General features: G+C 55.0%; 21 protein-coding genes. 9 read left to right on the top strand and 12 right to left on the bottom strand.

Annotation, left to right across the window (positions count from 1 at the left end; translation table 11 throughout):
- Positions 1 to 252: 252 nt before the first annotated feature.
- The 4 genes from KA369_24120 (at position 253) to KA369_24105 (ending at position 1834) form a co-directional block, all read left to right on the top strand.
- Positions 253 to 582, top strand: coding sequence for a type II toxin-antitoxin system RelE/ParE family toxin (locus KA369_24120; protein MBP7739077.1), 330 nt, complete (start codon positions 253 to 255; stop codon positions 580 to 582).
- A gap of 1 nt (position 583) precedes the next feature.
- Complete coding sequence (locus tag KA369_24115; GenBank protein MBP7739076.1) at positions 584 to 889, top strand: helix-turn-helix transcriptional regulator; 306 nt, start codon at positions 584 to 586, stop codon at positions 887 to 889.
- 325 nt (positions 890 to 1214) lie between these two features.
- Positions 1215 to 1433 (top strand): ribbon-helix-helix protein, CopG family, encoded by a 219-nt coding sequence (locus KA369_24110; GenBank protein MBP7739075.1) that lies wholly within the window; start codon positions 1215 to 1217, stop codon positions 1431 to 1433.
- Positions 1430 to 1834, top strand: coding sequence for a putative toxin-antitoxin system toxin component, PIN family (locus KA369_24105; GenBank protein ID MBP7739074.1), 405 nt, complete (start codon positions 1430 to 1432; stop codon positions 1832 to 1834). Before KA369_24110 ends, KA369_24105 begins: the two co-directional genes overlap by 4 nt.
- Positions 1835 to 2137: 303 nt before the next feature.
- On the opposite strand, the gene KA369_24100 is transcribed toward KA369_24105, so the two are convergent.
- Positions 2138 to 2422: a hypothetical protein gene (locus KA369_24100; protein MBP7739073.1), complete on the bottom strand. Its 285-nt coding sequence runs from the start codon at positions 2420 to 2422 to the stop codon at positions 2138 to 2140.
- A gap of 297 nt (positions 2423 to 2719) precedes the next feature.
- Here KA369_24100 and KA369_24095 point away from each other — a divergent pair, with 297 nt between their 5' ends.
- The gene (locus KA369_24095; GenBank protein MBP7739072.1) at positions 2720 to 3340 is read left to right on the top strand and encodes a hypothetical protein; all 621 of its coding nucleotides are present in this window, start codon (positions 2720 to 2722) and stop codon (positions 3338 to 3340) included.
- 283 nt (positions 3341 to 3623) lie between these two features.
- Here KA369_24095 and KA369_24090 read toward each other — a convergent pair whose 3' ends face one another.
- The 4 genes from KA369_24090 to KA369_24075 all read right to left on the bottom strand — a co-directional run bounded on the left by KA369_24090 (position 3624) and on the right by KA369_24075 (position 11128).
- Complete coding sequence (locus KA369_24090) at positions 3624 to 4367, bottom strand: hypothetical protein (GenBank protein MBP7739071.1); 744 nt, start codon at positions 4365 to 4367, stop codon at positions 3624 to 3626.
- Positions 4368 to 4382: 15 nt separating this feature from the next.
- A complete protein-coding gene (holA, locus tag KA369_24085) occupies positions 4383 to 5399 on the bottom strand; it encodes a DNA polymerase III subunit delta (GenBank protein MBP7739070.1) in 1017 nt (338 codons plus the stop codon).
- Entirely contained in the window at positions 5396 to 6022 is a 627-nt protein-coding gene (locus tag KA369_24080; protein MBP7739069.1) for a hypothetical protein, read from the bottom strand. The genes holA and KA369_24080 overlap by 4 nt, the downstream gene beginning before the upstream one ends.
- 243 nt (positions 6023 to 6265) lie before the next feature.
- Entirely contained in the window at positions 6266 to 11128 is a 4863-nt protein-coding gene (locus tag KA369_24075) for a glycogen/starch synthase (GenBank protein MBP7739068.1), read from the bottom strand.
- A gap of 335 nt (positions 11129 to 11463) precedes the next feature.
- Here KA369_24075 and KA369_24070 point away from each other — a divergent pair, with 335 nt between their 5' ends.
- Positions 11464 to 13935, top strand: coding sequence for a WG repeat-containing protein (locus KA369_24070; GenBank protein MBP7739067.1), 2472 nt, complete (start codon positions 11464 to 11466; stop codon positions 13933 to 13935).
- Here KA369_24070 and KA369_24065 read toward each other — a convergent pair.
- The 5 genes from KA369_24065 to queF all read right to left on the bottom strand — a co-directional run bounded on the left by KA369_24065 (position 13907) and on the right by queF (position 17503).
- Entirely contained in the window at positions 13907 to 14716 is an 810-nt protein-coding gene (locus KA369_24065) for an RNA methyltransferase (protein MBP7739066.1), read from the bottom strand. The two genes, KA369_24070 and KA369_24065, sit on opposite strands and share 29 nt — an antisense overlap.
- Before the next feature lie 12 nt (positions 14717 to 14728).
- On the bottom strand, positions 14729 to 15028 hold the full coding sequence (locus KA369_24060) for a hypothetical protein (protein ID MBP7739065.1): 300 nt from the start codon (positions 15026 to 15028) through the stop codon (positions 14729 to 14731).
- An 89-nt stretch (positions 15029 to 15117) separates the two neighbouring features.
- A complete protein-coding gene (locus tag KA369_24055) occupies positions 15118 to 16377 on the bottom strand; it encodes an ATP-binding protein (protein MBP7739064.1) in 1260 nt (419 codons plus the stop codon).
- 127 nt (positions 16378 to 16504) lie between these two features.
- Positions 16505 to 17074, bottom strand: a complete 570-nt coding sequence (locus tag KA369_24050; GenBank protein MBP7739063.1) for a DUF2937 family protein — start codon at positions 17072 to 17074, stop codon at positions 16505 to 16507.
- A 33-nt stretch (positions 17075 to 17107) separates the two neighbouring features.
- Positions 17108 to 17503: an NADPH-dependent 7-cyano-7-deazaguanine reductase QueF gene (gene queF / locus KA369_24045; GenBank protein ID MBP7739062.1), complete on the bottom strand. Its 396-nt coding sequence runs from the start codon at positions 17501 to 17503 to the stop codon at positions 17108 to 17110.
- 427 nt (positions 17504 to 17930) lie between these two features.
- On the opposite strand from queF, the gene KA369_24040 reads away from it, so the two are divergent.
- The 3 genes from KA369_24040 (at position 17931) to KA369_24030 (ending at position 20923) form a co-directional block, all read left to right on the top strand.
- Positions 17931 to 19133 carry an acyl-CoA dehydrogenase family protein gene (locus KA369_24040; protein ID MBP7739061.1) on the top strand — a complete coding sequence of 401 codons (1203 nt, stop codon included), beginning with the start codon at positions 17931 to 17933 and terminating at the stop codon, positions 19131 to 19133.
- A gap of 95 nt (positions 19134 to 19228) precedes the next feature.
- Entirely contained in the window at positions 19229 to 20137 is a 909-nt protein-coding gene (locus KA369_24035) for a 3-hydroxyacyl-CoA dehydrogenase (GenBank protein MBP7739060.1), read from the top strand.
- A 21-nt stretch (positions 20138 to 20158) separates the two neighbouring features.
- Positions 20159 to 20923, top strand: coding sequence for an SDR family oxidoreductase (locus tag KA369_24030; protein ID MBP7739059.1), 765 nt, complete (start codon positions 20159 to 20161; stop codon positions 20921 to 20923).
- 212 nt (positions 20924 to 21135) lie between these two features.
- Here the strand turns inward: KA369_24030 and KA369_24025 are convergent, their stop codons facing one another.
- Both KA369_24025 and KA369_24020 read right to left on the bottom strand, forming a co-directional pair.
- The gene (locus tag KA369_24025) at positions 21136 to 21876 is read right to left on the bottom strand and encodes a GGDEF domain-containing protein (GenBank protein ID MBP7739058.1); all 741 of its coding nucleotides are present in this window, start codon (positions 21874 to 21876) and stop codon (positions 21136 to 21138) included.
- A gap of 598 nt (positions 21877 to 22474) precedes the next feature.
- Entirely contained in the window at positions 22475 to 23551 is a 1077-nt protein-coding gene (locus KA369_24020) for a choloylglycine hydrolase family protein (protein ID MBP7739057.1), read from the bottom strand.
- Positions 23552 to 23728 lie beyond the last annotated feature (177 nt).

Genomic DNA, 23728 nt, shown 5'->3' with positions numbered 1-23728 from the left:
GATAATCTTATCAGCTTTCATAAAAGTCCTCCTCCTGACTGTTTTAAATGTGGTAATTTAATTTTCGTCAGTTAGAGGACTTTTTTATTGCATGAAAAATGTGCGAAAGATACTATACGTTATCCGGGTTCGGCTACGCCTGAGATGTTAAGTGAAACGGCCTCAGGATATTTTTTGCCCGCCTTCCTGGCGGGCTTATTTGATCAATAAATTCTATTTGACAAATTATACCATATTTGATATATTACTTAAATGAAATATTCTGTAATTATATTAGAAACAGCAAAGGATTTCTTAATAAATCTAGAAGTTAAATTACGAGCAAAGGCATTTAGAACTATTGAACTATTACAAGAATTTGGACCAGTTTTGAAAGAGCCACATACGAAAAAAGTAACTGGAACAAAGAATCTTTTTGAATTAAGAATTAAATTTGGCAATAATATATGTCGATTGTTTTATTTCCATCATGAACAGTATATTTATGTTATAACTTCTGGCTATATCAAAAAAGAGCAAAAATTAAATAAATCTGAAATTGATAAGGCCTTAAAACTTATGAAACTTTATATTGAGGCATAATATGAAAAAGATTAAATCATATAACTATAATGATCTTCTAAAAAATGAATTAAAAAACAAAGAATTTAAGAAAGAATATACTTCTCTTGAAGAAGAATTTAGCCTGGCAAAAGAAATTATTAATTTACGAAAAAGCTATAAGTTGACGCAAAAGCAATTAGCGGATAAAGTTGGAACTTCCCAGCCGGCAATAGCAAGAATCGAATCTGGTAATTATAAAAATATCTCTTTATCATTTTTACGAAGAGTTGCTAAAGCTCTGGACGCTGTTCCAGTAATACATTTAAAAAGAAAGACAGGGTTATAAAAACTCGCTTTTCGGCATCCGTGCCTCAAAGCGAATAAACTTTACTCTATTCGGCCGCTTCACTTAACAAGACGTAAGCCGCTCCGCTCCTCGCTCGCTAAGGCTCGCTGCGGTGCTCGGCACTCGCGCTTATCTCGCCGGTTTCAGCGCGGTTTTGGGGAGGTTAAAACACGCTTCACCGGCGAGGCGCTCGGGAACCCGCTTCGCGGGTTCGGCCATGTTTGAAATGTTATACGCCATTTTGCCCCGTTATTATTATAATTATTCTTGACAAATTCTTATAGCTGTATTACATATTATTACAGTAATATTGCAGGTAAATATCATGAGAGAAATATTAACAATTAGTGTCGATAAAGCACTTAAAAACAAGGTCGAAAGAGCCGCAAAGCGGTTGCGAGTTTCAAAAAGTGAATTAGTAAAAAAGGCTATTGAAAAATATATAGTGAAAGAAGAATTTGATGAATTAAGAAATCTTCTCATACCATATGCAGAAAAAGCCGGCTATTTTACCGATGAAGATGTATTTAAAGATATTTCATGAAAATTGTTTTTGATACTAATGTCATTTTATCTGCTTTAATTACTCAGGGTCTATCTTCACGAGTCTTGAATATATGTATTGATAAGCATCAATTATTTATATCTCCTTGGATAATCAATGAGGTTTTATCAAAATTAGATGTCAAAATGCATGTTTCCAAACCAGAAACTGAACGTGTAAGTTTATTTCTTGATAATATATTTAATAAAATTATTCCCCAAGGTGATTTACCTGGGTTATGTCGGGATAAAGATGATAATAATATCTTATTATTGGCCCAATATGTAAAAGCTAACATCATTATTACAGGTGATAATGATTTATTATCATTAAAAGAATATTTAAAAATAAAGATCATATCTCCACGTCAATTTATTGAAAAGTATTATAAACCTGAATAAGAGCGGGGCAAAACGTGCGTATAACAAAGCATAACCGCTCCGCTCCTCGCTCGCTAAGGCTCGCTGCGGTGCTGCTCGGCCTCGCGCTTTGCCCGCCAGCTACGGCGCGGTTTTGGGGAAGTTAAAACGCGCCTTGCTGGCGGGGCGCTTCGGCAACCTGGCTTCGCCAGGTTCGGCTACGCCTGAGATGTTAAGCGACATACGGCACAGCCTTAATGTTTTTCTTTTCGGTGGGTTCCGGCGTCCTGCCGGCCTGTACACTAAGAAAAGCCTTTTTTGAATATATTTTTTATGTCTATTCCGCTATTTAAATGATACTACATTTTTTTCTGCTTTGCAATTTTTTAAACTCCTGCTGTGAGCAACATGCAATGCATGCTTCTCGGTATCTTCAGCGCTATGGAGAGGTACTACTACAGAGGTATCTCCCTTACCTTCATGTCTGGGTCCTGCACCAATACAATGTATTGAATATACTGAATATTCTCTAAACTTGTATACGGCAAATGCATTGTCGGTTACAATGAAAATAGCCAGAAAAATTATTATTGCCGAGATGAAGAATGTCAGAATAAATAATTTTTTCACTTCTATTACCTCATATTAAAAATCAAGGAATCTTGGCCAACTATAATCAGCACCTGCTCCCTCTCATGTAAATTATAAAAAAGGGACATGTCAACAGGAAAAGTCCTGGACATTGGCCTAGAAATTTATTGAAATTACTGCAACTTTCTTGATGATCATGCGAAATCAATTAGAACAGAAAAGATCAGTACAGTATTCGTATATTTTTAATTTGCCCGCTTTCGTTTACAATACATTGTGCGGAGAGATTATTGTATTAGAATCGGACAAACTGATTATAAAACTTTTGAGGTTGCTATGAAACCCACATTTTACACTTTAATAGCTATTTTTTTGTTTTTCCACTCAATAGCCTATTCGGCTGATAGCTCTCAAATTACCAACATCAAGGCCGAGTATAATACAATTACTAATATATTTTTAAAATCAGATAAAGAAAGCGATCCGAATATATCGACTTGTGAAATACGCCAGAGTGCAATGCCCATAACGTTTCTCGTGTACAACAAGGTAACTTTTTACCGGGAGCTTTACATTATAGACCCGACAAAACCGGATAATGACGTTAATGAAAATCAGCGTCTTCGCAAATCTATATGTTATTACCAATTTGGAGGAAAATTATCAGAAAAATCACGAGTATATTATGAAGAATTCTTTTATTCGACAGATGGGAAGGTTCTTTTTTATTATGCAAAGGAAAGTGATGGCAATATTTTTAAAAAGTCAAATTACAAATGGGAGAAAGAGATGCGGTATTATTTCTATAAAGATAAAGTCATTCGTATTCAAGAAGGAGGTATCGTCAATGATAGCCCTGATGTTAAAAACAACGATATGGTCAAAGTGATTTTGGATAAGGGCAAATTTATGTATGATCTTGGGCAGAGAATTAATTTTCGCCCGATTCGTAATTGAATTATTGCCGCTTGTTTTTTGTAAACAGTGAAGATAAATACTAATTTATTGCGAGGGGCTGCCTAACCTTAAATAACGCGGCATAGCCGCTCCGCTCCCCGGGCCGGCTTAGACAGGCCTGCGATGCTCCGCACTCGCGCTTATCCCTCCGGCTGCGGCCCGGTTTTGCAGTGCCAAAACCCCTACATTCAATCATGGATTGGCATCGGGATTTTAGTTCCGCCCGTCGACAGCATGTCAAGATTTGTGCGGAACCTGCGGAGCGCCCGACAATGCCGAATAGTCAAAACAGGCTTATCACCGTTAGGACCGCCACACCCGCCAGGAAGAGCCATACCGCAGGAGCCCACCGGAGGGTCCACCGCTCGCCCCGCTTCACCCCTTGGAGAACGATGAGCTGGGAGAGCACGAAGGGAATGGACAGGAAGATGAAATACATAACGGCGATCATGGCCTCGCCGCGGAGAGAATACCCGTAGAGGGGGACCAGTGCCAGGGAAAAAATAAGGGCGACCCAATGCACCTTCGACAGGACCATCGGAAGCGCCGTGGCGCCCGGGACGCGCGGCGTCTCCTTCCTGAGTGCGACGTAATTCCCGATCGATACCGCCGTGCCGTCCATAAACACGATGGCCGTGCAGGCGATTCCCAGGAGCTGGCCCGCAAGCATATACACATTATCGAAGAGAAACTGGATGCCCGGTAGAAATCCGATGATGAAGCCGGCTGCCGCGGAGGCCATGGCCCGCCAGGCCGACCCGAATGCCCCGAGGGACCGCGAGGGCTCCTTCCGAAAAAACGAGAACGCGATCATGGCGATGAACAGGGCCATGGCGATCAGGTAAAAGACTGCAGGAGTCCCGGTGATCAGGTCGAAGCCCCGGTAGGTGGAGAGTTTTTTCGTGGAACATCCCACCACGTCGACATAGGGAAGAACAAACGAAAAGATAAAAAGGCAATACACTAGGCGGAGCAGGTGGGGCCGCGCCGCTTTCACTCTGCCGGTGGATAGTTTTTCTGATTTCATGGTCACACCCTCCAGTTACATGGTAAAGAGAATGTCAGACACCAGGTTGAATACCGGGCTGGCAATCAGATCCTTCGAGGCTGATCCGCTTTTCAGCGAATAGTCGGTGCCGCTGATCAGTGCGAAAACGCGCCTGAGCCGCTCCCGGGGGAAGGTTTCCGTATAGCGCCAGAACTTCTCCCTGTTCTTGCTGTACACGCCGGCCCTGGTCATCGCTTCCTCGGGCGGCACCCCGCTCCCTACCAGCGCGTAATACGTCTCGATCATTTCGGCCTGGCGCGTGATCAGGTAGAGGATCCTGAGGTCCGGCGTCTCGTCCTCCTTGACCTTCTTGCACAGACCGAGGGCCTTCGGGTCCTTCCGGAACAGGGCGTCGACAAAATCGAACACCGAGGCGTCCTTCACGTCGTCAACGCAGTTCTTCACCAGGTCGGCATCGACCAGCCCCGTCTTCCCGGAGTACCTTATCATGTCGATGGCGTCGTCGATCTTCTTGATGTCGTTGCCGGTACGCTCCACGAGAAGCTCCGCCGCCCGGTCGTCTATCTCGAGGCCGAGCTTCCGTATGGCCGCCGTGATGTAGGCGTGGATATCGCTGTCGAAATAGCGCCAGAACTGCACCACCTTGAACCGATCCAGCACCGGGGCCATGAAGGCCGGCGGCCTGACTTCCCGCGTCGTCAGGATCAGGATCGATTGCCCCGGTATTTCCCGGACCATCTCCTGGAACACGCTCCCGTGCCGGGCGGCAGACAGGCTGTCGATGTTATACATGACGCACACCCGCTTGGAGGAAAAAAGCGGCGTCGACAGGATGAACTCGGCACCGGCAAGGAATTCATCGTTTTCGACATGGAACCTGCCGGCGGCATGGGACCGCTCAACGGGATCGTCAAAGGCCATCACCATGATGCGGTTGATGATCTTGTCCTTGTCCCCCTCTTCCTCGCCGAGGAAAAGATAGCGCTGCTCCAGCCGGTCGCCGTCGAGCTCCCGCTTGAATTGTTTCGCGTTCGGATACTTGGTGGTCATGGCTGTTTTCCCTCGCCGCGTATCTTTATCGTGTCACCGGGCTTTCCCTTTTCGATCTCGGTCATCTGGTCGGTGTACCATCCGGTGACTGTCTTGGAGGTGATCCGCTTCGCCATCTCGTCCAGAACGTATTCCGACACCCGGGATTCCCTTTCGATAGGCTGTTCCAGGTCCGAATAGACCCTGAAGGCCTGGATCGCCGGCTCGGAAAAGATGACCCTGTTACGTTTGAGGTTCACCAGGCGCACGTCGGCGGTCATCCATATCCGCTTGCGCACGGCCCGGCCGATGGCGTCAAAGGAAACATTCTGTATCATGTATTTCGTGATGAGCACTTCCAGGCGCAGGTCGGCCTGCGCGTCATCGGGATCGATGCCGAGTCTTCCGTCAAGGCTTACAGCGGCCTTGATCCTGTTCAGGAGTCGGGACGAAAGTGCGTCAACGCCGGTGCCGTTCACCGGGGCCATGACAAAGAGGCGGTTCGCGCTGCGCGGCACCACCGGTTCGCCCTCAAAACTGGAGATAATCTTCCCGGTCATAGTCTCATCGTCGCGTACCTCGGCGGTACATCCTGCGACGGCGGCCATCATGAGCAACAGAAGCCAGCCCTTCATTTTCTTCATTATTTTAATAGCTTTCACCTGATTAGAACGGTCAGGGGAGGAATACTATCCTTATTTTTTATTTTTTTTAAAAAACCGCTAAACTTTTCCACGGTCGCTGCCGAATATAATATTAATCATTTTACACTCTTATGGTCTTCCATTGATACATTTAGGGCGGTCATTAGAAGACCTTTCGCAACAAATGGGATAGTAATACTATCCCATTTTTTATGTTTCGCTGAATATGCAATCCCCGGGCGCTCATTCAAGCACCCTGATGGTTTCCGTGACCGTGTATATGGTTTCAACGTATTCCCTGGCCGGCCGGTCCCAGTAGTAGACGGACCTTTCCGCGTTCGTTCGGACCCGGTGGATCACATCTTCGCTGTTCTGCCTGAAGAACTGGAGTGCCCGGTCCATGGCGTCGTAAAAGGCCCATGAATTGAAGTCGGTAAAGAGAAAGCCGTTCCCCTTGATCTCGTTGCCCTGCACCTGGACGGGGAAGACCGTGTCCCGGAGACCGCCGGTGGCCCGGGCCACCACCAGGTTTCCCGCGGCAAAGGCCTCGAGCTGCGATATTCCCCCCGGCTCGTGCATCGACGGCATGAGGAAGAGGTCCGACGCCAGCAGGGGCGCCGTTATATCCTGGAAGCCGAGGGAGACGTTCACCATGTCGGGATAATACTGCCCCAGGAGGTAGAGACCGTGGGCTATCTCCTCGCCCCGCCGGTCGCCGGAAGACACAGCGCCGCCGATGACGCCCTGGAACTTCAGGTTCTTGAATATCCCCTCTGATGCCTCAAGGAGGAGCTGGTACCCTTTCTGCTCCGATACGCGGTGTATATAGGAAAAGAGCACAATGTCCGGGTCCACCTTCAGCCCCCGGGCGCACTGGAGGTAGAGCTTGTTGCGCAGGCGCATCAGCATGGCTTGCCGCGATTTGTCGGCGACCGCCTCGACGCCGTTCTGGCCCCCGAGGAGCTCCGGATACCTCTCCTCGAGCTTGGCGCGGAGGGCGTCGTCCGACTTGACATGCTCCGCGAAGAGCGGGTACGCCCCGGCAACGAAGCGCGAAGCCTCGAATCTCTTGATCAGGTTGACCTTGAAGTCGCTGCCGATGGCGTTGCTGATGCCGATGACGTTTTTTAAAATCCGCTCCAGGCCGTCGCAGGCGTACTCGATCTGCCGCGCGTACGACGGGCTCACGGTGATGACGCGGTCCGCGAAGCGTATTCCCGCGGCCATGCAGTTGAGCCGCTCCGGGTACACGGGATCGCAGAAGTCCCCGGCGTTCCACGTGGGAAGGTTGAAGAGGTTGAACAGGTCAAAGCCGTTCTCCATCCGGTGGTAGGCGTCGAAGTACTGCCACCCCCCGTTGTGGACGATATGCAGGAAGGTGTTTCTCCCGAAGGCCGGACTGTTCAGGTAAAAGTGGTCGCACTTGACGATGCCGTTGAAGATCCCGGCGTAGGCGTCGTTGGTGAAGGTATAGCTCGGGTTCAGGTTGAAGGCGGTGATCACCTCGACACAGGCCCGGGAGAAGGCCACCCGGCGCCTGATCTTCTCGACCGACGTGACCCCCCAGTAGAGGCCGTCGAAAAACTCGTGATGGTCCAGGAGGTAGTAGTGGATCCCCTCCACATCGGCGTGGTGCACGCCCACCTGGTAATCGTCCCCCATGATCTTGAAGGAGACGTTAACGCCGGTGTAGGTCAGGTTGTACTTTTTCGCGGCATCCTGCATCTTCCGCACCGACTTGTCGTCGCCGTGCCTGTAGTAGCCCGATATGACGAAGACCTCCTCGCCGAGCTTCACCAGCTCCCGGGGCAATTCGTACACGACGTTTGCGAGGCCGCCGCTCTTGGAGAAGGGCTCCGCCTCGGCGGACATGAAGACCAGGGCGCCCCGCCGGTTGTGCTCGATCAGGTCCCTGCCGATGGCGGCCAGGGCCAGGTCCGTGTCCAGGGACATCTTCCGGGCGTACTCAAGGGCGGTACGGCCGTTGAGGATGCCGCTCCTCACCAGGTAGAAGGCCCCTCTTTTCAGGCCCAGGTCGATCATATCGCGGTGTTCTTTGAAAAACACCGGCACCAGGTGCTCCTTGATGAAGGCGGTGATTGCCTCGTAGGTCCCGCAATTCTTCGCCATTTCCTCATAGGCGAAATTGCTCTGTATCTGCTGCACATTGGACATCTGGCAGAGCCTGAAGAAGGAATCCCTCAGGAAGTCGTGGTAGTATTCGGCCGGGTCAACCGGTTCCAGCCTCAGGAGCTTCACCCGCTCGGTGAAGGAGACCACGGTGTTAACGTGTGATATGGCGAGCTCCCGTCCCGTGTAGTAGTTATAATGGCCCGTCAGGTTCGAGTAGAGGGGATCGCTCAGGCGGTAGCACCGGTCCCGCGGTATCGGCAGGACCGGGCTGTCGAACTGGAGGGATGCGTTCTGGTTCGCGTCGGCGAAATTGAACACACCGAGCCAGATCTCCTCTCCCACGAACTTCGCCGCGGCCGCCACCATGGTGTTGTTGGCCCAGATGAGATATCCCTTTCCCCGCTCCTCGCGGTGGAACCTGTACCACTCGCCGTAGAAGGGCTGCAGGCTCCGGTGCGCCGCGTACTCGAACTGGTTCCAGTTGACGTAGATGTTGTCCAGGTAGACCTTCCATCCCTCGCCCTCGGCGCTCCCCTCGTAGTCCATGATGGCGCTGCTCATGAAGCAGGTGAGTCCCACGGCGGCGCGGAGGCCCCGGTGCCCGAAGGTGTTGAGGGCCCTGCGCTCGTCGTGGTTTCCCAGGATACCCAGCATCTCAGTCCCCTCCGGGAGGGCGGATGGGAAGTAGCTGTCGTAGATATGGTATATCTCGCGCACGTCCGTCTTCCCGTGGATGATGTTCTCGCAGATCTTGAAGAGCGAGGAGTTGTACGGAATGAGGCCCGTGCGGGTGAGGAAGCGCTCGTGGCCCCAGTAGCATTCCGCCACGTTGATGAAGAACTCTTTCTTCAGCTGCCTCATCTTCTTCTCCACGTTCAGCATGAGGAAGAAATGGAGCGGCACGGCGATGAGGTCCCGGCAGGCGGAGTCGTAGTACCCGGTCGTGACGTAATGGTCGTCCTCGCGGTCGTTGACGATGATGGTCCCCTCCACCATCTCCGCGAGCTCCCGCTTCCGCTCGAACACGAAGGGGAAGTTGTTCTTCTTCATCATGATGGGGACGGCGTGGGCCGAGTCGAACCGTATCCCGTCTATATCGAACCGCTCGACAAGGGAGGTGATGGAATCCGAGAGCCACTCCCACACCTCGAACATGCGGTAATTCAGCAGCTTGCCGTCGTTCCAGGAGCCGTAGCGCCCGTCCGTGGAGGCGCGCACCACCAGGTTCCCGCCGTCGTCGTAGGTCCTGACCGCGAAGGCGTCGGACAGGTGATCGCTGGAGCGATTGATGTGGGGGATGATATCCACGATGACCTTGATATCCATGCGGTGGCATTTCCCGATGAGCTCCTTCAGCTCCTCTTCACCGCCCAGGGCCGGCTCGATGTCGACCAGGCTCATGGGCGAGAAGGGCGACGGCGATGTGGCGTTCGGGGCCCAGTCATCGTGGTTGCGCCCCCGCTTCTGCACACCCAGAAGGTAGATCGTGGTCACGCTGTACGTCTTCTTGATGTCCTCCAGGTGCGCCGTGACGTCGGCGAACCTGCCCAGGCGTATCACCTCGCCGTTCTCGTTGTAGACCAGGCCCGGGTGGCCGTTCCCGTCGGTCCAGTAGGTCCTGGTATGGCCGTGGATATCCGCAAAAATTTCGAGGATGATCTCGCCCCTGATGTCCGGCATGGCGTTGATCCTTCCCGACAGGCCCGGCAGGGTCACCCAGGCGGCGTTCTTTCTCTTCTTCAAAATCACGGTAAAATCATAATGACCGTACCGGTCAAAGATGTATTCCGCCGCGTACTGCTCCCCGCCCTCGTGGACCAGGGGTATCTCGATACAATCGATGTCCTTCTCGAGGAAGATATTCTCGCCGGTGCTGTTCCGGTAGATCCGCAGGTGGTACATGACCGGGGCGCCCGGTATTTCAAAGGTGAAGCGGTAGGCCTGTCCCACCGGGACATTGGCAAAGCGCGTGGCCAGGGGCGCGTCGAACTCCTTGGGCGCGAATATCCTCTCCAGGACGATGTTCGCCCTGTTCCTGATTTCGTGGATGTCGTGGCCCGACGCCGCCACCAGGAGCCGCACGATCTCGCGGAGGGAGGCGGCATCTCCGGCCATCTTGTATCGGCGGGCCAGGCGCTCCAGGGACTTCACCGCCTCCAGGTTCCGCTCGTAGTGGAAGTTCAATATGTCGCCGTGAACCCGGGCGTCCAGCTCGCGCAGGTACTTGGCCCGGCTCGCCTCGCTGAACTTCCGGACCCGCTTCTCGACGACCTCCCCCGGGGCCTCCTCGATCTCGAACTGCTGGGCATTCCGCAGGGTCTCGTCCACCAGGAAATTCAGGGAGCGGGACACCGCCGGCGGATATACCACCGAGTGGTTGTAACCGGTCTGGATGGCCCGCTCCTCGATCATGAGGAGGAGCTTGAAGGCGCCGAAGAGCTTCACTCCGGCGCCGCGCTTCTGCTCCGCCGTGAGGGCGTCGAAGATTTTCAGGCCCAGGTAAATGGTTGGGATTTCGGTCCAGGGCGGCCCCTGCCCCACGTGGGATATCACCGTGGTCTCGGGGGAGATATGGAATATGGTGGGAACGCCCGGCAATTCCTTCACGATGACGAAGCGCCGCGCCATGATGGTATCAAAGTCCGCCTCGGCCGTCGCCCGGTGCGCGAAGACGAAGGAAGTGATGAGCCGCGATGAGAGACGGATGTCGCTCATGAGCCGTCCGCGCACGGTCTGGTCCCCCTTCGAGACGATATCGAAGGCGCTGTTGCGCATGTCGATGAAGCGCTCCCGGTACAGCTCCACGGGCTCCCCGGCGCGGATGCTCCCCACCACGTCGCGGTCGAGGTAAAACTCGTAGCAGCGGTTTTCCGCAAAGGCCCTGGCTATATGCTCCTTGACTATTTTGTCGGTAATAAGGTGCTCGTCGGTGATGCGGAAGCGGCAGAGGCTGCTGGCGATGACTGGTTCCACGTATCGATACCTCGAAGGAATATGTCGCAATGAAAGCGCTGTCTCGAATCCTCGTCTTCATTGTAGTGCCATCGAACCGCCCGTCAATACAAAAAATGATTCAGCGGTGAGAGTCAGCTTCCTCATGTAAGACAAAACCCGACAGGTGATTCGTTTCCAATCCTACCACAATAAAGGACTCCCTCCACTTTACCATTCCGCCGGGGTATGGTACGTTATGTATACTGTTACGGGCGACCATGACAGCCATTGAGTATCAGTCGATGGAAAGATCTGTCCATCGACTATATCATATACGCCCGTGCCGCAGCCGCGATACCCAGGGAGGTTTTTCGATGATAATTAAATGGATCGGTAATGCAGGCATTCTCTTTCTGATCATCGCAGCCGGATGCGTCCGGCAGGCCAGAGTCACCACCGATGACATCCAGGACGCCATGACCTTTTCCGAGGGACTGGCTGGATACGAAATTAAGGGAAAATGGGGATTCGCGGACCGTCACGGCAGGGTGGCGGTGCCCCCGCAGTTCGCCCTGGTATCCCCCTTTTCCCAGGGCCTGGCTGCGGTGAAGCTTGTCGCCATGTGGGGATATATCAGCCGGAGCGGCCGCATGGAGATCAATCCCCGGTTCGACGAAGCCCGGGACTTTTCCGAGGACCTGGCAGCGGTGCGGGTGAAGGGATCCTGGGGCTTCATCAACCGGCGCGGGGACTTCGCCATTGCGCCGCAATTCGAAGGGGCCCGGTCCTTTTCCGAGGGCCGCGCCGCCGTGATGATCGGCGGCAGATGGGGCTTCATACAAAAGAAGGGAAAGATAGAAATAAACCCGACCTACCGCGATACCGGGGACTTCTGCGCAGGTCTCGCGCCGGTGCGGACCGATAAGAGCGACGATGCCTGGGGATATATCAACCAGCGGAACGCTATGATCATACAGCCTCAATTCGACGGAGCGGGCAACTTCGACAGGGACACGGGCCTGGCGCCGGTGAAGATCGACACCCTCTGGGGCTACATCGGCAAGAACGGCAAAAACGCGATCAATCCACAGTTCCAGGCGGCGGACCCGTTCTACCGCGGCCGCGCGGCCGTGAAGAAGGACGGGCTGTGGGGCTACCTTGATCACAAGGGCGGCTTTGCCGTACAGAACCGGTTCTCCTTCGCCGATGATTTTCACGACGACCTGGTCCTCGTGGTGGAGGACGGCCGGGGCGGCTTCATCGATAGGGACGGAAAGCGGACAGGGGCCCTGCGCGACCTCAGGACCGCGGTGAGAAACACGAACGACCCGGTCCGGCCGAAAGGGCCCACAACATCGGGACCGTCGGGTATCGACGAGATAAAGCTGAACATCCTCATGGCAGGGGTGCTGAGGCACCAGGGTAAGGCTGACCAGGCGCGGGAATATCTGCGAAAGGCAGTGAACCTTCTCGATGATGAAATCGGCAAAAGCCACGGCAGGAGGGCCTACCTGTTCAAGGCCCAGGTCCTCTGCGGCCTCGGTGACTTTGACGGCGCCATGGCCGTAACAGACGAATACGCCGGCCGCCACCCGAACACCGGCGAGGAGAGCATGATGCGGGCACTGGTGACGGCTGCCCGGAAGGGACCCGGAGCCACTGTCAATGGACACCTCACCGAGGCGCTCTCGCGGGGCGTCGCCGCCATGAACGACCGGGACTTCTGGTTCTTCGTGGAAAAATCCGGCGTCTTCGACACCTATGTGAAAAGCGGCGACCTGAGGGTGCTCATCTCCCTGAAGGGAAAGACGCTGCTCCCGGAGGGCCGGAAAAAACAGCCGCGCTCCGGGGGAAGCGACCACGGCGAGTCAAAGTGGGATTCCTCCATATGGTTCCTCTACCTTTTCGTCGGCGAGGATTACATGTGGATCCTCGAGACCGTGCTGGAACTGACCGAGCACATGGTGCACTTTATCGGGTTCATGTCGGAGATCCTGGAACCGATCTGCTATGTCATGGCCGCCATCATCGTGTTGCAGAACGCCCGCGTGAAGGCTGAAAACCGGGGATGCGGCGTGAAACTCACCTGGACCTGGGCCCAGATCATATTCGGCGGCCCCGTGGGATTGACCGGCTTCTGGGTCAATCCACAGGAGGACTGCGGCAGCGCCAAGAAATGCTATCCGCCGGACCACCTGAAAATCAACATAGACACGTCGAAACCCGTGCCGGCGAGCGCCACTGCGAAGCTCACGGCGTCAAAGGTCGACTTCCCGGCCCAGTACAGGTTCCGCTTCGAATTCGAGGGCCACGCCCCCCGGGAGACCGAGTGGCTCGGAAGCAACGAATTCGAGTACCCGGTGCAAAAATTCATGAAGGGCGACAATGTGAAAACCACTGTCTTCGTCATGGCGCGCAACTCGAGGACAGGACAGGTCTCCGCCGACGGTCCCGAAAAAATAACCTACGTAACGGTCAAGGACCCGGATCCCTACATAGAGAAGATCACCGGCTTCGATTATGATCCGAGGGACGACGAAATCCCCTGCAACCTCGACGACACGGTGACGATCCGCGCCAGGGGAGGCCGCTGTTCCAGCGGCGAGGGAGAGCTCTGGATGTTCCAGCCCTTCCTGAACAACGTGCAGAAAGGGAGCAACTTCCCCCGGGAGGGGAACACGGTGAAATGGAACCCGAAATCGAACTGCGGCACGGCGGGCCTGCGCTACAAGCCCGGGGACAAGCTCAAATTCCGCGTCTATGCCCGCTGCCGCAACCATGAGCAGTTCTCAACCGACGGTGTCTTCACCAAGGAATTCACCATCTCGGAGAACCAGGGGAATTAATGCCGAATCTCTGCAATATGATCCCCGCGGCCACGGCGAGGTTGAGCGAGTCGATGGCGCCGCTCATCGGCACATGGACCGCCTCGTCGCACAGGGCGGCGAGGTCCCCGGAGAGGCCGGACCCTTCGCTGCCCAGGAGCACGGCCCGGCGCCGCGCCACGGGGCACGCGTCAAAGGCGGCGCTTGAAGGGTCCGTGACCGCCGCATAGACCCGGCACCGGGCGACGCGCTTTAGCGCCTGGACGACTTCCCCCATGTCCTCAGCCTCGATGACCGGAACCGAGAAGACGCTCCCCGCGGATACGCGGATCACGCGCCTGCTGAAGGGATCGGCCGAGGCCGATGCAATGACCGCGCCGTACCCGAAGGCATGGGCGCTCCTCACGATGCTGCCGAGGTTTTCCCCTGAGGCGCAGCGGTCGACACAGACGATGCCGAGGGGACACTCCACGGATAACGTTGAAATGAATTCATTGGCGGCAAGAGCCGCGGGCCTGCGGGCCGCGGCCATGATGCCCCGGTGGAACCCGTACCCGGCGACCCGCTCCATGACATCGCGGCCGACGCCGTAGACCGGAATGCGGACTTGGTCCGCCAGGGGCCCCGCATGGCGGCCGTTTTCACAGAGGACGGACAGGACATCAAAACCGGCGGCGACGCACCGCTCCACGCAGTGATGTCCCTCGACGATCATGATCCCCTCGGATCTTAAATCACGGTCCCGCACGTTGCGGAAAACGTCCAGGCGGGAGTCATCGATCGACGTAATGGGATCTCCCATCATCCCGTCGCACTAGAAACTCCGATTGGCCATGGCCTGGGGACACATATCAGCCAGCCTGTTCCCGGCCGAATTCATGTCCTCAAAGGCCAGGGGATTATTTTCGCCCATGAGCGAAGTGGCGGTGACGAATTTCACGAGCTGCCCGCGGATATCCCCGCAGTCCGCTCTCTTCAGTTTTCCGCATTCGGCCGTGCATTTTTTAACGAAGTTCTCCTCATGCTCCGAGAGCTTTTGATCAGCGAAGGTAAACACTGACATGGCCAGAAACCCGGCGATGGCTATGCCGGTCATCAGCAAGGATGATTTCATTGATTTTTCTCCTATGGTGTTATTATAATTCCGCAATCAGATATAAACCCACATGCCCCAAGGTCTGCAGGAACCTTTTCCCCGATCGATCACTTCGTCTCCTTCCAGATCCGCAGCGACTGCCGGTAGAAATCGAAGGGAGGCGGCGTCGGCTCGCTCTTCTTGATGAGGATCTTCCGGGCCCATCGCCGCTCCGTGAATTCGCAGATATCCTTCACGTTGCGGCCGGAGAGGCCCTCGCTACGCTCGCCCAGGTGGGAGCACTCATCCCCGTCCAGGTGCTTGGCGTAGTTCCCGAATATGGCGGACCGTTCAGCCGCGTTCGGCAGGGGAAAAAGGATCGTCTGGTCGAAGCGGCTTATCAGTGCGTGGTCCAGGTCGTCCTTCCGGTTGGTGGCCCCGATGGTGATGGTCGTCGCGGCCGAATCGATGCCGTCGAGACGCCGCAGGAGCACCGACAGGACCTGGCGCGTGGCCTCGAACATGTTCTGGTCCCGGGAGCCGGCCAGGGAATCGATCTCGTCCAGGAAGATGATGGCGCCCCCCATGTCCTCGCAGGCGTCGAAGACCTGGGACAGGTTCTGGGAGGACTGGCCGTACCACTTCGACATGATCGATTCCACGGGCACGTAGACCAGGGGGAGCTCAGACTCCCCGGCGATGATCCGCGCCGCCGTGGTCTTGCCCACGCCGGGAGCGCCGTCGAAGAGGATGGCCCGGGGGCGGTTCGACTCGAAGATTTTCCGCGTCATCCGGGCGATGGAATCGTACATGTCGGGATTCTTCAGGGGAAGGATGATCGACTCCCGTATCTTCCGCTTCACCTCGTCGTACCCGGCGATGTAGTCCCAGCCCAGGTCCTTGTCCGGCTCCACGATGGAGGCCCCCAGCATCCGCAGGCGGTGCGCCGGGTCCTGCCGGACCGCGGCGCGGGCGTGCTGGAAGAGCTCGATGACCATGTTCACCTCTTCCTGGGAGAGGTTCCCCTTCTTGGTTATCTCCACCTTGGAAGACGTGGAAAGCACGAAGAACTCCACCTTGATATTGTCCAGTATGTTCTCGGTCTTGAAGATGTTCCTGTTAAGGGCCTGGAAGGCGTAGTAGCCGCTGTCGAAGGAGTGGACCCGCACGTGGGTGAGATACTTCTTCACCACCAGGAGGAAGTCCACCAGCACGGGGGAGGTTATGGGATGGGTCCCGAAGGCGATAAGGGTGGCGCCCTTCTCGAAGGATATCCGGGGCGGGGCCAGGTCCCCGGCGTCCCCCTTGTCGTAATAGGAGAGGAGCTCCTTCTCGATCTGCTCCTTCATCTTGTCATAGGGTATGAGAATCTCTTCAGGTTTGTTCAATGGTTTCCTCGGGTGTAATTATTCCCTGCATTCCCCCCTCCCTTGATGGGAGGGGCCGGGGGAGGGTGTCCTTTCATCTAGTCACCCCCACCCCACCCTCCCCCCTCAAGGGGGAGGGAATTTAGCATCATCGTGCCATCGGGTTCATCACCGGCTTCTTCTTCCCCCCGATCTTTTTCACCGCCACGATGACGAGCCTGCTCACGCAGAAATAGACTATCATGCCTATGATGATACCGGCCGCGGCATAGGCGGCCCCCTCCACGGTGACCGGCAGGCCGGGGATAAAATTGCTCAGCGTGGACCGGGCGATGTCGAGATCGACATTCTGGATGAACACGATAAACTTTTTATACGAGGGCGCGTTCTGCAGCTCTTTCAGGGCCGCGGCGAGCTGGTTGTACCGCTCCAGGTCGCCGGCTATCTTCTGGCCCGTCTTGAACACCGCCGGGTCCTTCGAATTCAGGAGGTGCTGGCTGTACTGGTAGAGGCTCTTCCCGGTCTCCTTCGCGATCTCCCGGTACTTCTCGATGTTGCGCGCCGCCTCGTCCGCGTGGCCGCCGAGGCGCTGGATGTACTGGGCGCAGAACTGGGGAAACTGGGCCAGGGCCACGGCCCCCAGGGCCGCGCAGATCCGGTCCAGGAGGGAATCGACGAACCTGACCGGGGCGAGGAGTATCGCGTTTCTATCAAGCATGATCCAACCCCCTTGTTGTTCCGCGTAAATCCATCAGCGCTTCATCTTCTCCGAATCCATCACGCAGGTGGAGAGGATCCCTCCCCTGACGTTGTACACGGTCCTGACCATGAGATACTTCGGCTCCAGGCAGCGGTACAGGTCGTTGTAGATCCTGTTGGTCGCGGCTTCCTGGTAGATGCCGACGTTACGAAAGGATACGAAATAGTATTTTAGGGATTTCAATTCAACGAGCTTGGTACCGGGAATATAAACGACAATGATCCTGCCGATATCGGGAAGCCCTGAAAAGGGGCAGACCGCGCTGAACTCGTCTGTTTCGTAGGTGATCTCCTGGGGATTTCCCCCATAATCGATGGTTTCCAGGAAATCCGCCCGGATGCCGGTTTCATCTTCAAATTCGAATATTTTGCCTTCGGCAACGGCCATGGTTGGTACCCCGCGCGATTGTTTGTGCCACCGGGACGGCGCGTCGGACCCTCAGCCCATCCCTATCCTGCTTTTAGTATTGATATCGGTCCGAAGCTGGGAAATCAAGGAAAAAATATCCCCCTGCGGAGCTGATATCCATAAATAAAAAATAACGAACGTTCGCTCTTTTTTTCTTGACTAATTATACCCTCACCCATATATTAGTTTTATAGAATAGCTCATTAGGTTATTCTACAGCCCCTTCCCTCGATGGGATACCAACGCATTCGACACCTACTGTGCCTGCGCTGGCATCAACCCCATCCCGGGAACGCGGTACAGGGGAGGGTGATTCAACCGCCTGACACAATCAGCAGTAATTCACCCCCACCTGACCTCCCCCATCAAGGGGGAGGAATAATCAGGAAACACCCCGGAGGCAATTATGGATTTCGGAATATCAGACAAAATGAAAACCATTCTCGCGATGATTGATGAATTCGTCGACAAGGAGCTTATCCCCCTGGAGCAGGAGTACCTTACCGCGGAGTTCCGCGACATGGTCCCCGCCCTGGCGGAAAAAAGAAAAATGGTTAAGCAGATGGAGCTCTGGGGCCCCCAGATCCCCAGGGACCTGGGCGGCATGGGACTCACCCTGGTCGAGCACGGCCTGGTGTCGGAATCGCTGGGGCGCTCTCCCCTGGGACACTACGTGTTCGGGTGCCAGGCCCCGGACGCGGGGAACATCGAGATCCTCCACCTCCATGGCACCAAAGAGCAGAAGGAGCAGTACCTGAAGCCCCTGGCCGCGGGCGATATCCGGAGCTGCTTTTCCATGACCGAGGTGGACATGCCCGGTTCGAACCCGGTCATGCTGGAGACCACGGCGGTGAAGGACGGCGGCGACTACGTCATCAACGGCCACAAGTGGTACACCTCCAGCGCCGACGGATCGAAGTTCGCCATCGTCATGGCGGTTACGAATCCTGACGCACCAGCCTACCAGCAGGCGAGCATGATCATCGTGCCCACCGACGCCCCCGGCTACAACCTGGTGCGGAACATACCGGTCATGGGCCACAGCGGCAGCGACTACGCGAGCCACGGCGAGATCCTCTACCAGAACTGCCGGGTGCCGCAGAAGAACCTCCTCGGGAAAGAGGGGATGGGCTTCGTTATCGCCCAGGACCGCCTGGGCCCGGGCAGGATCCACCACTGCATGCGCTGGATCGGCATCTGCAACCGCTCCTTCGACCTGATGTGCCGCCGCGCGTCGGAGCGGAAGATCACGGCCGACGGCAAGACCCTGGCCACCCGGCAGACCGTGCAGAACTGGGTGTCCGAGTCCGCCGCCGAGATCCAGGCCGCCCGCCTCATGACCCTGAACGCGGCGTGGCGCATCGACAACCTGGGCGCCAAGGAGGCCCGGGACGACATAGCCCTGATCAAGTTCGTGGTGGCCAACACCATGCAGCACGTCATCGACCGGGCCCTCCAGGTCCACGGCGGCCTCGGCATGACCGACGACACGATCCTGGCCTACTTCTTCCGCCACGAGCGGGCCGCGCGGATCTACGACGGCGCCGACGAGGTGCACAAGTCCTCTTTTGCCAAGCGCTATCTCAGGAAATACGAAAAGCCGCGATGACATTACATAGAATGACAAAGGGTGGCTAAAAGCAGCGCCGGCATAATGGCGCACCGGAACCATAGGGCAATCATAGAACAGAACAGGAGCGGACAATGGACATCAACGACATCAAGAAGGTACTCATCATCGGCGGCGGCACCATGGGAACGCAGATCAGCATCCCCTGCGCCCTGAGCGGATACGCCGTCGTCATCTACGACATCAAGGAGGAGGTGCTGCAGAAATCCCTCCGGACAATTCCGAAATTCCTGGCCGGCTTCGTGGCCTTCAAAAAGATAACCCAGGAAGAGGCCGACGCTGCCGTGGCCCGCATCAGCACCTCCACCAATCTCGAGGAAGCGGCCAGGGACGCGGACATCGTGAGCGAATCGGTGCCGGAAGACCCGGAGCTCAAGAAGAAGATCTTCGCCCAGCTCAACACGCTCTGCCCGGAGCGGACGATCTTCACCACCAACACGTCGACGCTCCTTCCCTCCATGATCGCGGAGGCCACCGGCAGGCCGGGGAAGTTCCTGGCCTACCACTTCCACGACATACGCATGACCAACGTGGTGGACATCATGCCCCACCCGGGCACGGCGCCGGAGACCGTGGCCCTGGTCAGGGCCTTCGCGGAGAAGACCGGGCAGCTCCCCATCATGCTCACCAAGGAGAACCACGGCTACGTGTTCAACGCCATGATCTCCGCCCTCTTCTTCGCGGCCCAGACCCTGGCCTCGCGGGAGGTCGCGTCGGTGGAGGACATCGACCGGGCCTGGATGGGCGTCACCCACATGCTGATGGGGCCCTTCGCCATCATGGACAGCATCGGCACGGACACGGTCTACCACATCACCAACTACTGGGCACAGCGCACGAAGGACAAGCAGTCCGTCAGGAACGCGGAGTTCATGAAAAAAGTCGTGGACGAAGGGCGACTGGGCCAGAAGGTCAAGAAGGGGTTCTACGATTATCCCAACCCGGCCTTCAGCAAGCCCGATTTTCTCAAGGGCAGCAAATAATAACATGGAGTGTGTATTGCAATGAAAATCGATTTCAACCTGACCGGTAAAACAGCCCTGGTGTCCGGCGCGAGCCGCGGCATCGGCGAATCGATAGCGAAGACCCTGGCGGCCCACGGCGCGGAGGTAATCCTCACAAGCCGCAAGATCGAAGGACTTACCGCGGTGGAAAAGGAAATTATCGCTGCCGGAGGCAAGGCAATTTCCATCGCCTGCCACAACGGGAAGATGGACGAGATCGCGAACCTCTTCAAGGAGATAGAGAGCCGCTATGGCAGGCTGGACATCCTGGTGAACAACGCCGCCACGAACTTCTATTTCGGCGACGTTCTGAACGCCAACGAGGCTGCCTGGGACAAGACCATGGAGGTAAACCTGAAGGGATACTTCTTCATGAGCCAGTTCGCGGCGAAGCTGATGGTGAAGTCCGGCGGCGGAGCTATCGTGAACGTGGGGTCCATCAACGGGATCAGGCCTGCCCTCATGCAGGGCGTCTATTCCATCACCAAGGCCGGGGTCATAGCCATGACCAAGTCCTTCGCCAAGGAGCTCGCCCCCTTCAAGGTGCGGGTCAACGCCCTCCTGCCGGGCCTTACCAGGACGAAATTTTCCTCAGTCATGACGGAGAACGAGGAGCTGATGGACAAGGTGCTGCTACCGATGATCCCGATGCGCCGGGCCGGCGAACCGGAGGAGATGGCCGGGGCGGTCCTGTACCTCGTATCGGACGCGTCGTCCTTCACGACCGGGGCGACCATCGTGGTGGATGGCGGCGCGCTGGCGTAAGTTAGATCCTCACCACTAACCCATTCACGATTTCCCCCTGTCCTTACGACCTCACCCCCCACCCCCCTCTCCTTAACAAGGAGAGGGGGAACCTGGCAATCTCATTGAATGCAGCGGCTCCCTGTAGTATCGGGTTTAAACCCGGCAATACAGAAAGCCGCCACTATCTGAACCGGCTTGGGAATGGAAGGCGCTTAAGCCGGAAAAACAGCCTATGGCGTATTAATTTCATCAAACGAGATAACGCAGTTGCGGCTTTTCCTTTTACCGTGGTACAGCGCCATGTCGGCTCTCTTTATTATCTTGTCAACGCTATCCCCTGCGCCCGCCACAGACACGCCAAATGTCAATGTCACCTTTATCGGCTCGTGAACGCCTTCATATTCGTAGCTGCGGGCTTCCACGGTCTTTCGTATGCGTTCGGTCAGTATCAACGCGGATTCCATGCTTGTCCCGGGCAATAACAGCAGAAATTCCTCTCCCCCCCACCTGGCGACGGTATCATAGGTCCTGACGGATTTGCGCAGGTCTTCCGTTACCGACTTCAGCAGGTAGTCGCCGCAGTCATGCCCGTATATGTCATTGATATTTTTAAAAAAATCGATATCAGCGCTGACTATGGCAAATTCAAGGCCGGTTCTCTTGTACTGCTCGTACTCCTGCTCGATTTTTTTCTCCATGTATCGCCGGTTGTAAAGACCCGTGAGGCTGTCGGTCATCGATATCAGCTCCAGCTCCCTGTGCCGCCTGGTTTTGGATATGGTGCTTGCGATCAGGTAATAGGCAAAGAAAATCAAGATGGTTGACAGCACCAGCGTTATGAAATCCGAAAGCAGATATTCTTTCTGCAAGGCATAACAGGTCAGCAATACGAACGACAACACCGGGAAAAGCGTGAAGCTTAAATTTTGCTGTGTTAAGATTTCGATGGCATCCTTAACAGGCGACCTCATGTATCGCCTTATCAACGGCAGAGCCATCGCCTCCAGCAGCAGACCGGCCAAAATAAAAGTCTGTGGTATCGCCGGCGATAAAAAATGGTCTATATAAGTGAATACGAGGAATGTAAGCTGGGTTAAAGAAAATATCATGAAAAAAATAAAAAATTTAGCGTGAAAGGATTCTTTAAAAATCAGCACGCATGGGAGCAGATATAATAAGCCCACAAGGTAGCTGGCCAGCAGAGGATCAAGGTTCAGCAGGTATAGCAGCGGACGCAGCACATAGGTTGCGATCCACGTAAGGACAAAAACCAGGATCTGGAACCCGTATGACCTTCCGGGTGTTAAAAAAATATAGAGTAATATGATATTTACAACCAGGAATACGGTTCTGGTTATAAAAAACATGTTCATCACATGGTCTAGCATCACTTCACCGAATATCCCAAGTCAGAACAGGTTTTCACCCTGCCCCTGCGGGCGGGGTGGATTGCCAATAATAATTTCCGGAAAATTTTTCCGGATAGGGCGTCAACCAATGAGACGCAACGGGTTTATCCAAACCAGAGTGGAAGAGGGTACGCATTATTTCAACTGAAAAAGCGGATGTTTATTTGAGCATCCCGCTCACGTCCGGGGCGGGTATCCTCACTACATCGATGGCCATCATTTTTCTCGGCGCTCCTGGCTTTAAGTCGAACTTTTTAAGATCAACGGCCTTCCAGGCCGTATTCTCATATGTCTTGAAATAAAGCACCCTGTTGGTCATATCCTTGGTTATGACCCACTGCGCGTAACCATAAATGGTGACGAGGGGCACAGGGTTTTCCTTTATAACGCCTTTCGGTATATCCACTATATTGAGAAGGTGCTCCGAAAGGTTCACCGCTTCTTCCGCGTTCTTCGGCGCAAGCGCGGCGTCCTTGGCAATGGCTATTCTGACGAACCGCGACGGGGGGGTCCAGTCGCCCGGAAGCCCCAGCATGCCGCTGCCCACGCCGGTAGACTCGATTTTCACTCCGGATAGATTTTTGGGCCTCCTGTCGTTGCGGTCCAGGTGCACGTAGTTCCTCAGGTTGGTCATCTGCCAGTCAAAGCTCGGGCGGTTGGTCATGACGCCGATGGGGTTGTCATAGATATTCGCGTTTCCCCTGATGAATTCTATGACGATGCTTTTTCCGGAGATATCGCTTATCGCCACATGCAGGCCCATGTCTTTTATCTTCTTACTAGTGCCGGCGTAAACATTCACCGTGGTCATGGCGGCCTTTACCTCGTCAACAGTCGAAAAGCATCCAAGCACCCACGTGCTGAAATTATCCAGGTTGATGAATTTTCCCGGCACGGCCCGCTGATACTCGGCTCCGGTGTACATGAGCGCGCTCAGCGAGAGGCCCTTTTCGTTGAAACCGTCCACGAAAGCGTCTTTCATGCCGAAGGCGTTTATGCCCAGAAACCCGTATCGTGTCGTAAAGCGTATCCCCGGGACGCCTCCGGCGTCTTTGTTTTCCACATATACGCCGGCTGGCACGACGACGATTTCCGATTTAAGGGCAACCGGAAATTCCATCGACCGGCCGTTCACAACAGTATTGTCTTTTGCTTTCAGGATGAAATTTGTACAGGGAAGCGCCGCGGTCTGAAACGCGAAGCAGAGGGCGCATATAATCATGGGAATTCTATACATGTTGTTTTCTCCTCAACTATATTCCAAGAAAAGGCGTCGCACCACGCACCGATCCGGGCATTATGATGGCCCCCGTTTAATCCAGCGTGGCACAGGGAACAGGTTTTTTCAACAGAAAAAGCTCCCCACCGGCGGTGTTACCATCTATCTATTAGCTGACTCGTAACGGCTCCTCAA

This window comes from Spirochaetota bacterium (assembly GCA_017999915.1).
Taxonomy (GTDB): domain Bacteria; phylum Spirochaetota; class UBA4802; order UBA4802; family UBA5550; genus RBG-16-49-21.
This window is presented reverse-complemented; position numbering and strand designations above follow the sequence as displayed.

Bases quoted from the DNA above. Each gene is read 5' to 3' on its own strand.
- KA369_24065 (MBP7739066.1), bottom strand. From the start codon at position 14,716: ATGGGAGATCCCATTACGTCGATCGATGACTCCCGCCTGGACGTTTTC.
- KA369_24070 (MBP7739067.1), top strand. From the start codon at position 11,464: ATGATAATTAAATGGATCGGTAATGCAGGCATTCTCTTTCTGATCATC.
- KA369_24120 (MBP7739077.1), top strand. From the start codon at position 253: ATGAAATATTCTGTAATTATATTAGAAACAGCAAAGGATTTCTTAATA.
- KA369_24095 (MBP7739072.1), top strand. From the start codon at position 2,720: ATGAAACCCACATTTTACACTTTAATAGCTATTTTTTTGTTTTTCCAC.
- KA369_24040 (MBP7739061.1), top strand. From the start codon at position 17,931: ATGGATTTCGGAATATCAGACAAAATGAAAACCATTCTCGCGATGATT.
- KA369_24030 (MBP7739059.1), top strand. From the start codon at position 20,159: ATGAAAATCGATTTCAACCTGACCGGTAAAACAGCCCTGGTGTCCGGC.
- KA369_24020 (MBP7739057.1), bottom strand. From the start codon at position 23,551: ATGTATAGAATTCCCATGATTATATGCGCCCTCTGCTTCGCGTTTCAG.
- KA369_24110 (MBP7739075.1), top strand. From the start codon at position 1,215: ATGAGAGAAATATTAACAATTAGTGTCGATAAAGCACTTAAAAACAAG.
- queF (MBP7739062.1), bottom strand. From the start codon at position 17,503: ATGGCCGTTGCCGAAGGCAAAATATTCGAATTTGAAGATGAAACCGGC.
- KA369_24080 (MBP7739069.1), bottom strand. From the start codon at position 6,022: ATGAAGAAAATGAAGGGCTGGCTTCTGTTGCTCATGATGGCCGCCGTC.
- KA369_24105 (MBP7739074.1), top strand. From the start codon at position 1,430: ATGAAAATTGTTTTTGATACTAATGTCATTTTATCTGCTTTAATTACT.
- holA (MBP7739070.1), bottom strand. From the start codon at position 5,399: ATGACCACCAAGTATCCGAACGCGAAACAATTCAAGCGGGAGCTCGAC.
- KA369_24050 (MBP7739063.1), bottom strand. From the start codon at position 17,074: ATGCTTGATAGAAACGCGATACTCCTCGCCCCGGTCAGGTTCGTCGAT.
- KA369_24115 (MBP7739076.1), top strand. From the start codon at position 584: ATGAAAAAGATTAAATCATATAACTATAATGATCTTCTAAAAAATGAA.
- KA369_24090 (MBP7739071.1), bottom strand. From the start codon at position 4,367: ATGAAATCAGAAAAACTATCCACCGGCAGAGTGAAAGCGGCGCGGCCC.
- KA369_24060 (MBP7739065.1), bottom strand. From the start codon at position 15,028: ATGAAATCATCCTTGCTGATGACCGGCATAGCCATCGCCGGGTTTCTG.
- KA369_24025 (MBP7739058.1), bottom strand. From the start codon at position 21,876: ATGAGGTCGCCTGTTAAGGATGCCATCGAAATCTTAACACAGCAAAAT.
- KA369_24035 (MBP7739060.1), top strand. From the start codon at position 19,229: ATGGACATCAACGACATCAAGAAGGTACTCATCATCGGCGGCGGCACC.